This is a genomic window from Microbacterium sp. 4NA327F11, assembly GCF_005503465.1.
Taxonomy (GTDB): domain Bacteria; phylum Actinomycetota; class Actinomycetes; order Actinomycetales; family Microbacteriaceae; genus Microbacterium; species Microbacterium ginsengisoli.
Map to the genome: position 1 here is coordinate 303,667 of NZ_SCOB01000001.1, position 9,349 is coordinate 313,015.

Genomic DNA, 9,349 nt, shown 5'->3' on the forward strand with positions numbered 1-9,349 from the left:
GTGACCGACGACGAGGGCGACAGCCCGCACGCACCCGGGTATGCGGCGGAGCGGTTCACCGCGTTCTCCGACGCGGTGGTCGCCATCGCGATCACGCTGCTGATCCTGCCGCTCATGGAGAGCGTCGGCGACATCAGCTCGACCGAGGGCGGCACGTGGCGGTGGCTGGGCGACCACCACGACCAGTTGGTGTCGTTCGTGCTGAGCTTCGCGATCATCGCGATGTTCTGGGTGGGCAACCACCGACAGTTCTCCCGGGTGCAGCGGGTCGATGCCGCCGTCATCTGGCTGATGATGGCGTGGCTCGTGACGATCGTCTGGCTGCCGGTCGCAACCTCCATCACGGGGGCGGCGGGGTCCGGCGATCCGGTCGCGAAGTCGATCTACATGGGCAGCATGGTGGTCACGAGCCTGCTGTCGCTCTGCACACGCCTCTATCTGCGGCAGCATCCCGGTCTGCACGACACTCCCGAGAAGGCGCTGATCCGCGGCGTCGGCAACGATCTGTCGCTGGCCGTGCTGTTCTCGCTGGCGCTCGTGATCTCACTGCTGTTCCCCGCGATCGGCTACTACTCGCTGATCCTCATGGGTGCGAACGGCGTGCTCGAGCGCACGATCACGCGGGTCTTCCTCTCCCGCGATGGACGCGTCACGGGTTGACGAGCCGTCCGATCGCATCGCCGAACAGGCTCCACAGCCAGAACCCGATGAACACGACGGCCGCGATGCCGCCGAGCACCGACGCGCGGCGGCGGAGTCTCCGGCCGGCGGGAGCCACGACGGGCGGCGGCGTGACGTGGGGGGTGGATGCCGCGGCATCCGCTGGTGCGCCCTGTTCGCTCTGGACGCGCTCGTCGCGCCAGCGCGCCCACTGATCGAGCTTGGCCGTGAGGGCGCCGATGGTCGCGTCGAGCCACTGCCAGGTGGCGGGATCGAGGGTGACGAGGTCGCGCTCGGCGTAGAGGAACAGTCGGTCGTCGACGATCTCGACGTCGAGGGCGGCAGCGCTGTCGATGAAGCGCGCCATGATGTCGGGCGTGAACAGGTAGAGCGCGTCGCGCTCGTAGCCGGCGGGGCAGTACAGGCGGAAGTACCGGTCAAAGTCGCCCTCGAGCGACAGGTGCTGTGAGCGCGCGAAGTCCGCCGGCAGATTGGATGCCCCGAACATGCGGTTGTTGCCGACGGCGTCGAGCACGATGTTCGGCAACGGCACGTCGAGGCGCACGGCCACGTACCCCCACCGGTGCGTGGTGCGGTCCCGGTCCGAGCCGGTCTCGTACCGGTAGTTCGCGATCTCGATGTCGCGCCCGGACGCGGTACGCACGATATCCAGCGACTTCCGGTTCTCGCCAGTGTCGAAGATGACGCCCGGCAGGTTCGGGTCGTCGATGCGTGTCGTGTAGGTGAGACCGTTCGCGCGCGCGAAGGCGTCGAGCCGGTACGCGTGCACGGCGGCGCTGCGCCAGGTGCGCACGGCCGCCGAGACGAAGATCGCGAGCACTCCGACGACGGCGAGCACGAAGACGAGGGCGACGGGCGAGGCTCCGTCGCCCGTGGTGAGACCCACGATGACCGATCCCAGCACGCCGATGACGATGGGCACGATGACCGCCAGGGCGAACAGCGTCACGATGCCGGCGATGACGAACCCGACGACGCGTCCCGCGGTCATGCCTTTGTCGCGGGCCTTCCGGAACGCCCGCACCGCCGCCGGGTCGACCGGTGCGACGAGGGCGCCCGTGTCGAGGGCGCCGGATGCCGCCCGCCCCAGTCCGTTCATCGGTTCACCTTGTCGGCGTCCCAGTCCAGGTGCGCGCCCTCGTCGATCGGCAGTGCCTCGATGCCCTCCGCCGCACAGACCGCATCGATGAGAGCGGGCGGGCCGCCGACGACCGTCGAGTCGAGGTCGACCTCGCTGACGGTCACCCACGCCTGGTCGGATGACCAGACGATGCTCGGCGACAGGGCGGAGGGCGCGAAGCCGTAGCTCTCCGCGATGCGATCACGCCAGGGCACGTCGAGAGGCCAGTCGTCTGCGCTCAGCTCGCCGATCGTGCCGCGAAACACGACGAAGCCCCGGTTCGGCAGCTGCAGTCGGGGTGCCGCGGAGATCTCGCGCGAGAGCACGGCACCGCCCGCTGCCGCTGCCTGTCCGTCGGAGGAGAGGAACACCCGGCCGGTGCCGCTCGTGCTCTCGACGAGCGCGCCGTGTCCCTCCCACAGCGCGACGAAGATCTCGTCGGTGTCGCTGTGCGCTGCGAGCGTGCGGGCGAGGTGCGGCCATACCGCGGCATCCAGCTGACCCTGTTGAGGCGGGCGCACGCGCCATCCGTCGGCCGAGAGGAACTCGTCCGCCACGCTCGACTCCCACGTGTCGGTGGTTTGTCGCACGAGGGAGCCCCATTGCGCGAGAGGATGCCACGTCGTGCCGTGCATCGCCGCGGCCTCCGACCAGCTGACCGACCGGCGCTCCACGTCGTGCACCCCGTGGGCCATGAAGGCGTCCCACGCACGGAGATGTCGGGCGTACGGAAGTGGGGGCCACTGTCCGGCCATCGGGCGATCGGCGTCCGTCGGGTGGAACACTCGCGCGTAGCTCGGGAATCCGCGCGGGACGACGTCGTGCATGCTGCCGCGCCACGGATCGTCGATGCGCTCGACCAGCCACCGACCGGCGTCGGCCCCGTCCCCCACCCACTCCATGCCGACACCGTAGCGGGCGGGGCGACCCGCTGTCAGGCGTTCACGGCGGCGGCTCGCAGATCGAACTTGCGCACCTTGCCGGTGGCGGTGTGGGGCAGCTCCGCCACGAAGTGGAACTCGTCGGGCACCTTGAATGCGGCGAGCAGCCCGCGCGTGTGCACCCGCAGCTCGTCGGCGCCCGCGGCATGCCCTTCGCGCAGCACCACGAAGGCGACCGGCCGCTCACCCCATCGTGCGTCGGGGCGGCCGATGACGGCGACCTCGAGCACGGCGTCGTGCGAGACGACGGCCTGCTCGACCTCGACCGTCGAGATGTTCTCGCCGCCCGAGATCACGATGTCCTTCGCGCGGTCCTTCAGCTCGATGTAGCGGTCGGGGTGCATCACGCCGAGGTCGCCGGTGTGGAACCATCCCCCGCGGAACGCCTCCTTCGTGGCCCGGCTGTCGCGGAAGTACTCCAGCATGACGTTGTTGCCGCGCAGCACGATCTCGCCGATGGTCGTGCCGTCCGCGGGGACATCCTGCCCCTGCTCGTCGACGACCCGCGCGGACTCTGCCTGCACCATCCCCACCCCCTGCCGCGCGAGACGCTTGGCGCGCTCGCCGCGGTCGAGGCCGTCCCACGCGGTCTGGTACTCGCACACCGTGAACGGTCCGTACACCTCGGTGAGCCCGTAGACGTGCACGACGGTGATGCCGAGGTCCTCGAGAGTCTCGATGATGGTCGGCGACGGCGGCGCACCCGCGGTCGTGATGCGCAGTGGCCGCTCGACGAGGTGCGCGTCGGCGGACGCCGCGATCGTCGTGCACACGGTCGGCGCCCCGCAGAGATGGGTGACGGATGCCCCGTCGATGAGCTCCCAGATGCGGTCGGCCCGCACGGCGCGAAGCCCGACATGGGTGGCGCCGGCGGCGGTCACCGCCCACGGCGTGCACCAGCCGTTGCAGTGGAACATCGGCAGCGTCCACAGGTAGACCGACGCGCTCGTCAGCTGCTGGTGGAACACCTCGCCGAGCGCGTTCAGGTAGGCGCCGCGGTGCGTGTAGACGACGCCCTTCGGCTTGCCGGTCGTGCCCGAGGTGTAGTTGATCGAGATGGGCGCGCGCTCATCCCTCACATGCCATGACACCGGCTCGTCGAGGTCGGCCGCGCGGCCCAGGAACTCCTCGTAGGACACCTGACCGGATGCCACGTGCCCGCCCGGATGGCCGAACTCGGGGTCCTGCACCTCGACGACCTCCTCGAGGGTGCCGACGCTGGCGAGCGGGTCGCCGATCGACGCGAGGATCTCGGCGTCGGCGATCAGCACCCGCGCGCCGGAGTGCAGCAGGATGTAGTCGATCTCGGTCCGGCTCAGGCGGGTGTTGATCGCGACGAGCACGCCGCCCGCGAGCGGCACCGCGAAATGGCCGATCAGCATCTCGGGGGTGTTGGGCACGAGGTAGGCGATGCGGTCGCCGGGCTCGATGCGCGCCTGCAGCACCCGCGCCAGTTGCTCGGCCTCGTGGGCGAAGCGCCGGTACGAGTAGCGGCGCGCGCCGTAGACGATCGCGTCCTTGTCGGGGAAGACCTCCGCCGCCCGCTGCAGGAACCGCAGCGGGGTGAGCGGCTCGTCGTTCGCGGCGGGGCTGAGGGGAACGGGCGAGGTGATCGTCGTGGGTTCGGCGAGGTGAGGCATCCGGGTCTCCTTCGACAGCTGGGCGGCGCTCCGTCGCGCCGCGGTGGCACGATGCAAACACGGATGCCGCGGCCCCCACACCCCCCGATGGAGGGTGTCGGCCGGCGCCGGCCGTCAGGGCAGCAGGCCGAGGCGCCGCGCCGTCGCGACGGCCTCATGGCGCGAGTGGGCGCCGAGTTTCGCCATGATCGTCTGCATGTAGCCCTTGACGGTGTCGGGCTGCAGGGTGAGCCGCCGCGCCGTCTCGGCATAGGTGCAGCCGAGCGCGACCTGCGCGAGCACGTCCGACTCCCGTGCCGACAGCTGTGGGGCATCGTGCTGCCGGGCGCCCACGAGCTGCGCGTCGATCGCGAGCAGGCGGGCGGCGAGAGTCGGATCCGCGGTCGCTGCGGCCAGCGCGGTCAGTTCGGCGTGCGCCACCCGCACCGCGTCGCGGGCGTCCCGGTCGTCGGCGCGCACCGCGGGGTCGACGCCCCGCAGCGCCGCCAGCCGGCGGTCGACCTCGTCCCGCACGTGCAGCTCTCCGCCGATCGCGCGCGCTCCGCCGAGCAGGTGCGTCGCGACCGCGTCGCCGAGGCTCCCCTCGTCGCGTGTCGCGGCGTAGAGCACCGCGCGGGTGGCACCGTCGACCGTCACCGGCACGGCGACCATCGACCGCAGCCCTTCGCGTCGCACCGCACCGTCGTGCTGGTGGGAGATCTGCGGCGCTCCCACGTAGTCGTTGACCGCCGTCGGGCGTCCGCGCGCGACGGCTCCGCCGCCGACCCCTTCGCCCGCGCGAACGAACAGCCGGTGCAGGCTGTCGGTCTCGGTGCCCACGAGCTCGGTGATCGTGAACGCGTCGTGATCGACCAGTCCTGCCATCAGCACGTAGCCGGGCGTACCGCCTGCCAGACGACGCAGGATGCCGCGCAGCAGGTCGCGGTCGTCGGGCCGCAGGGCCGCCGCGCTGATGTCCGGCATCGTCGCCTCCAGATGATTGGGCCGCATCGTAGCACCGGCCCGTGCGCGGGAAGCGCCGCCGGTTGGCGGGGGTTCGTGGCATCCGATACACTTCGAAGGTTGTCCGTGTGCGGCTCCCGCCGCGCATCGCGGACACGTGCATCAACCCTCCTGCTGTCGGGAAACGCCCGGCAGCCGTTCTAGTCCGAAGGAGGTGGGTTAGTGACGCACACGCACCAGTACGAGCTGATGGTCATCCTCGACCCCGAGCTCGACGAGCGCCAGGTCACCCCGAACCTCGACAAGTTCCTGAAGGTCATCACGAATGATGGTGGCTCGATCGACAACGTCGACGTCTGGGGCCGCCGCCGTCTCGCCTACGAGATCAAGAAGAAGTCCGAGGGCATCTACGCCGTCGTCAACTTCACCGCGACCAGCGAGACCACGCAGGAGCTCGACCGCCAGCTGAACCTCAGCGAGCTCGTGTTCCGCACCAAGGTGCTCCGCGCCGAAGAGGCCATCGCTCTCATCGCGTCCGAGCAGAAGCGCGCCGACGAGAAGGCTGCCCGCAAGGCCGCCGCCGGTGCCGCGAAGGTCGCGAAGGCGTAACGACGATGGCCGGCGAGACCGTCATCACCGTCGTGGGCAACCTCACGGCCGACCCCGAGCTGCGGTACACGCAGAACGGGCTGCCCGTCGCGAACTTCACCATCGCGTCGACCCCCCGCACGTTCGACCGTCAGGCGAACGAGTGGAAGGACGGCGAGGCCCTGTTCCTGCGGGCGTCGGTCTGGCGTGAGTTCGCCGAGCACGTGGCGGGTTCGCTGACCAAGGGCAGCCGTGTCATCGCGACCGGTCGTCTGCGTCAGCGCTCCTACCAGGACCGTGACGGCAACAACCGCACCGCGATCGAGCTGGAGGTCGACGAGATCGGCCCCTCGCTGCGCTACGCCACCGCACAGGTCACCCGTGCGGCCGGCGGTTCCGGCGCCGGCGGCGGCGGATCGCGCGCCCAGGTCGCCGACGAGCCGTGGTCGACGCCCGGCTCCTCGAACAGCAGTGCCGACGCGTGGAGCGCCCCGGGCGCCTACGGCGACGACACTCCGTTCTGAATCTCGAATCACGGATGCCGCGGCCCCGCGCCTGAGGCATCCGCTCACACACACGAAGGAACACCATGGCTGGAAAGGCAAGCGGCGACCGCCGCAAGCCGCGGAAGGGCGCGAAGGTCGCCGCTCCCGCGAAGGCGATCCGCGTGGGCGTCATCGACTACAAGGATGTCGCCACGCTTCGCAAGTTCATCTCGGAGCGCGGCAAGATCCGCGCCCGTCGTATCACCGGTGTCTCGGTGCAGGAGCAGCGTCTGATCGCCAAGGCGATCAAGAACGCGCGCGAGATGGCGCTCCTGCCCTACGCCGGCGCAGGCCGCTAAGGAGCACCCATGTCGAAGCTGATTCTCACCAATGAGGTCGCGGGGCTCGGTAGCGCCGGCGACGTCGTCGAGGTCAAGAACGGGTACGCCCGCAACTACCTCATCCCCCAGGGCTTCGCTGTCGCGTGGACGCGCGGTGGCGAGAAGCAGGTCGCGTCGATCCGCGCGGCCCGTGAGGCCCGTGCCATCCACGACCACGAAGAGGCGCTCGCGCTGAAGGCGAACATCGAGCAGTCCTCGGTCAAGCTCGCGGTCAAGGCCGGCGCCGAGGGGCGTCTGTTCGGTTCCGTCAAGAACGACGACGTGGCCGACGCAGTCAAGGCCGCCGGTCTCGGTGACCTCGACAAGCGCAAGATCCACATCACGTCGCCGATCAAGTCGGTCGGCACCCACGAGGCGACGGTCCGTCTGCGCGACGACGTCACCGCCGTGATCACGCTGCAGGTCGTCGCCGCGAAGTAATCCGGCGCGACGCACGGCTGAGGGCCCCGGGATCCTTTCGGATCCCGGGGCCCTCAGCGTTTCCGGGGGGATGCGGGTCAGGCGAAGCTGGCCACGCGGCGGCGACGGATCACCGAGTAGCCCGCGGCGCCCACACCGGCGGCGACGAGCGAGGCGCCCATGAGCATCAGCGGGAACAGGCCGGCCGCGCCGGTGAAGGCGAGGGCGCCGCTCGTGCTGGCTGCAGAACCGAAGATCGATCCGTTGGTGCCGGGGTCAACCGGGTTGGTCGGGTTCGTCGGGTTGGTGGGGTTCGTCGGGGTGGTGGGCGTGGTGTTCGTCGGGCAGTTCACCGTGTTCGGGGTGAGCAGCGCGACCGAGTTGCACGACGCCGACAGCGGCACGTTCACCGTCGCGAGCCCGGTGCCGTTGACGAGCCCGGTCACTGTCGAGACGAGCGGGTTGAGGGCGTCGTTCACCAGCGGGGAGAGCACGTCGCTGCCTCCGGTGGCCGAGGAGAGTCCCGGCACCAGGGTGTCGAGACCGGCAGGCAGGCTCGAGGTGCCGAGGCTCGGCACCAGCGTGCTCAGACCGGCGGGAAGCTGGCTCTGCAGTCCCGACAGCGCCGAGCTCAGCGGGTTGCTGCTCGATGACAGTCCGCCCAGGAGCGAGGTCAGCGGGTTGCTGCTCGCCGACGACCCGCCGCCCGCGCCGCCCGTTCCCGAGACGGCGTTGCCCAGCACGCCCACCGCGTTGCCGCCGATCGTGACGGGTGCGTTGACGCCCACGAGCCCCTTGCCGGGTGTGGTCGCGGGCGCGGACGGGGAGGTCGACGTCGAGGCGTTGCCGGCGACGCCGACGGCGTTGCCGCCGATCGTCACCGGGGCGTCGACCTGAACGAGCTTCGGCACTCCGGACGATCCGGAGACGGCGTTCGGGTTGACCGTGATGACGCCGTTGAGCAGGTTGCCGAGCGGGTTGCTCGACGACGATCCGCTGGAGGACGACCCGCTCGACGAACCTGGGGTGTCGGTGGCGGTGCCGCCGATGCCGATACCGCTGCCGGTGATGGTCACCGGCAGGTGCACGCCGATGAGGGCGCCGTTGTCGTTGTTGGTGTTGTCGCCCGTGGCGGCGTTGGCGGCCACCGCGCCCGTGAGGGCGAGTCCGGTGCCGATGGCGATGCCGATGACGGATCGCGTGAGGTGCGTGCGCATGATGGTGTTCCTTCCAGGGAGATGACGGTTGGTGGCCGAGGCCACCCGGCGCTCCGCGCGGGTGCGCGGTGAGGGATATGCAGTTGTGGGGAGAGAGGTCTGAAGGTGTGCGTCCCGGGTCGACGCCGCGTCGAGGAGGTGCGATGTCGACCCGGGACGGTTGCGGCGACCCGCGCTCTCGCGAGGAGCGGGGACGTCGCCCATCTCGGTCGTCGCCCGCTGGCCGATCGGCCGACGACGAGCGCCGGACACGCCGAGGGCGACCAGCCGGCTGTCGACTGCATCGACGTGGCCGAGCCGGGGCGCCGCTGCCGCGATGAACGCGGCGGGGGCCGAGGCATCCGATGCGCACCCAGGGGTCCCCGACACAGGAAGAGTCGGCGAAGTGCGGATCGTGGCGGACGTCGCGTCAGCGAGGGAGCGGAGCTGGGCGGTGGGGTCGTCGACGACCGAGGCCGTGCGATCACCCCCGACCGAGGTGGATGGCCCCCCGGTGGCCGCGGGGGCGGCCACCGGGGAGTGAGTGGGCATGCCACCTCGCGGGCCGGTCGGCCCGCTGATCGGCGACGTCGCGACGATCGCCGTCGCGGATTCCGCGGGGCGCACCGGGGCGTGCGAATCGAAGGTGTGCATGGTCTGTTCCCATGTGAGGGTCGCGAGGGCGCGACGGATCGTCTGGCGAGCGGTCGCTCGTCAGGTGTGCGGTGGGGTGTCAGCGGCGCCGGAGGTCCGGTGGCGGATCGGGTGGCTGCCCGAGTGGCCCGGGTGGGCCGGCGGAACGACAGTGTGGGGCGGCGCCGGCGGGAACCCCGAGAGTGCCGAGCGTGGGGCTCGCCATCATCGGGTTGCCCGACCCGCTGGCGCCGCCCGGCGCCAGGGTCCCCGTGGGGAGGGTGGGGTGCACCTGGCCCGACGCGTCGGAGGCGCCGGAGCGG

At 70.9% G+C, this 9,349-nt stretch carries 10 protein-coding genes; 5 read left to right on the forward strand and 5 right to left on the reverse strand.

What is annotated here, in order from left to right; translation table 11 throughout:
• Entirely contained in the window at window positions 1–660 is a 660-nt protein-coding gene (locus FFS51_RS01485) for a TMEM175 family protein (protein ID WP_056206116.1), read from the forward strand.
• Here the strand turns inward: FFS51_RS01485 and FFS51_RS01490 are convergent.
• From FFS51_RS01490 to FFS51_RS01505, 4 genes are all read right to left on the reverse strand, one after another.
• On the reverse strand, window positions 650–1,780 hold the full coding sequence (locus tag FFS51_RS01490) for a hypothetical protein (protein WP_137877269.1): 1,131 nt from the start codon (window positions 1,778–1,780) through the stop codon (window positions 650–652). The genes FFS51_RS01485 and FFS51_RS01490 overlap by 11 nt on opposite strands.
• Window positions 1,777–2,703 carry a hypothetical protein gene (locus FFS51_RS01495; RefSeq protein WP_137877270.1) on the reverse strand — a complete coding sequence of 309 codons (927 nt, stop codon included), beginning with the start codon at window positions 2,701–2,703 and terminating at the stop codon, window positions 1,777–1,779. Before FFS51_RS01495 ends, FFS51_RS01490 begins: the two co-directional genes overlap by 4 nt.
• 32 nt (window positions 2,704–2,735) lie before the next feature.
• Window positions 2,736–4,382, reverse strand: coding sequence for an AMP-binding protein (locus tag FFS51_RS01500; RefSeq protein ID WP_137877271.1), 1,647 nt, complete (start codon window positions 4,380–4,382; stop codon window positions 2,736–2,738).
• 114 nt (window positions 4,383–4,496) lie between these two features.
• Window positions 4,497–5,345, reverse strand: a complete 849-nt coding sequence (locus FFS51_RS01505) for a helix-turn-helix transcriptional regulator (RefSeq protein WP_171006067.1) — start codon at window positions 5,343–5,345, stop codon at window positions 4,497–4,499.
• A 228-nt stretch (window positions 5,346–5,573) separates the two neighbouring features.
• Here FFS51_RS01505 and rpsF point away from each other — a divergent pair, with 228 nt between their 5' ends.
• The 4 genes from rpsF (at window position 5,574) to rplI (ending at window position 7,218) form a co-directional block, all read left to right on the forward strand.
• Window positions 5,574–5,933, forward strand: coding sequence for a 30S ribosomal protein S6 (rpsF, locus tag FFS51_RS01510; RefSeq protein WP_045248006.1), 360 nt, complete (start codon window positions 5,574–5,576; stop codon window positions 5,931–5,933).
• A 5-nt stretch (window positions 5,934–5,938) separates the two neighbouring features.
• On the forward strand, window positions 5,939–6,436 hold the full coding sequence (locus FFS51_RS01515) for a single-stranded DNA-binding protein (protein ID WP_045247876.1): 498 nt from the start codon (window positions 5,939–5,941) through the stop codon (window positions 6,434–6,436).
• A 65-nt stretch (window positions 6,437–6,501) separates the two neighbouring features.
• Window positions 6,502–6,756, forward strand: a complete 255-nt coding sequence (gene rpsR / locus FFS51_RS01520) for a 30S ribosomal protein S18 (protein WP_045247875.1) — start codon at window positions 6,502–6,504, stop codon at window positions 6,754–6,756.
• Between the two features lie 9 nt (window positions 6,757–6,765).
• Window positions 6,766–7,218: a 50S ribosomal protein L9 gene (rplI, locus tag FFS51_RS01525; protein WP_045247874.1), complete on the forward strand. Its 453-nt coding sequence runs from the start codon at window positions 6,766–6,768 to the stop codon at window positions 7,216–7,218.
• Window positions 7,219–7,295: 77 nt separating this feature from the next.
• Here the strand turns inward: rplI and FFS51_RS01530 are convergent, their stop codons facing one another.
• Window positions 7,296–8,945 carry an autotransporter outer membrane beta-barrel domain-containing protein gene (locus FFS51_RS01530; protein ID WP_137877273.1) on the reverse strand — a complete coding sequence of 550 codons (1,650 nt, stop codon included), beginning with the start codon at window positions 8,943–8,945 and terminating at the stop codon, window positions 7,296–7,298.
• Window positions 8,946–9,349: the final 404 nt, after the last annotated feature.

What these genes read in the sequence shown, in the direction of transcription:
- rpsR (WP_045247875.1), top strand. Translation starts at nt 6,502, where the DNA reads ATGGCTGGAAAGGCAAGCGGCGACCGCCGCAAGCCGCGGAAGGGCGCG.
- FFS51_RS01530 (WP_137877273.1), bottom strand. Translation starts at nt 8,945, where the DNA reads ATGCCCACTCACTCCCCGGTGGCCGCCCCCGCGGCCACCGGGGGGCCA.
- FFS51_RS01515 (WP_045247876.1), top strand. Translation starts at nt 5,939, where the DNA reads ATGGCCGGCGAGACCGTCATCACCGTCGTGGGCAACCTCACGGCCGAC.
- FFS51_RS01500 (WP_137877271.1), bottom strand. Translation starts at nt 4,382, where the DNA reads ATGCCTCACCTCGCCGAACCCACGACGATCACCTCGCCCGTTCCCCTC.
- FFS51_RS01495 (WP_137877270.1), bottom strand. Translation starts at nt 2,703, where the DNA reads ATGGAGTGGGTGGGGGACGGGGCCGACGCCGGTCGGTGGCTGGTCGAG.
- FFS51_RS01490 (WP_137877269.1), bottom strand. Translation starts at nt 1,780, where the DNA reads ATGAACGGACTGGGGCGGGCGGCATCCGGCGCCCTCGACACGGGCGCC.
- FFS51_RS01505 (WP_171006067.1), bottom strand. Translation starts at nt 5,345, where the DNA reads ATGCCGGACATCAGCGCGGCGGCCCTGCGGCCCGACGACCGCGACCTG.
- rplI (WP_045247874.1), top strand. Translation starts at nt 6,766, where the DNA reads ATGTCGAAGCTGATTCTCACCAATGAGGTCGCGGGGCTCGGTAGCGCC.
- rpsF (WP_045248006.1), top strand. Translation starts at nt 5,574, where the DNA reads ATGGTCATCCTCGACCCCGAGCTCGACGAGCGCCAGGTCACCCCGAAC.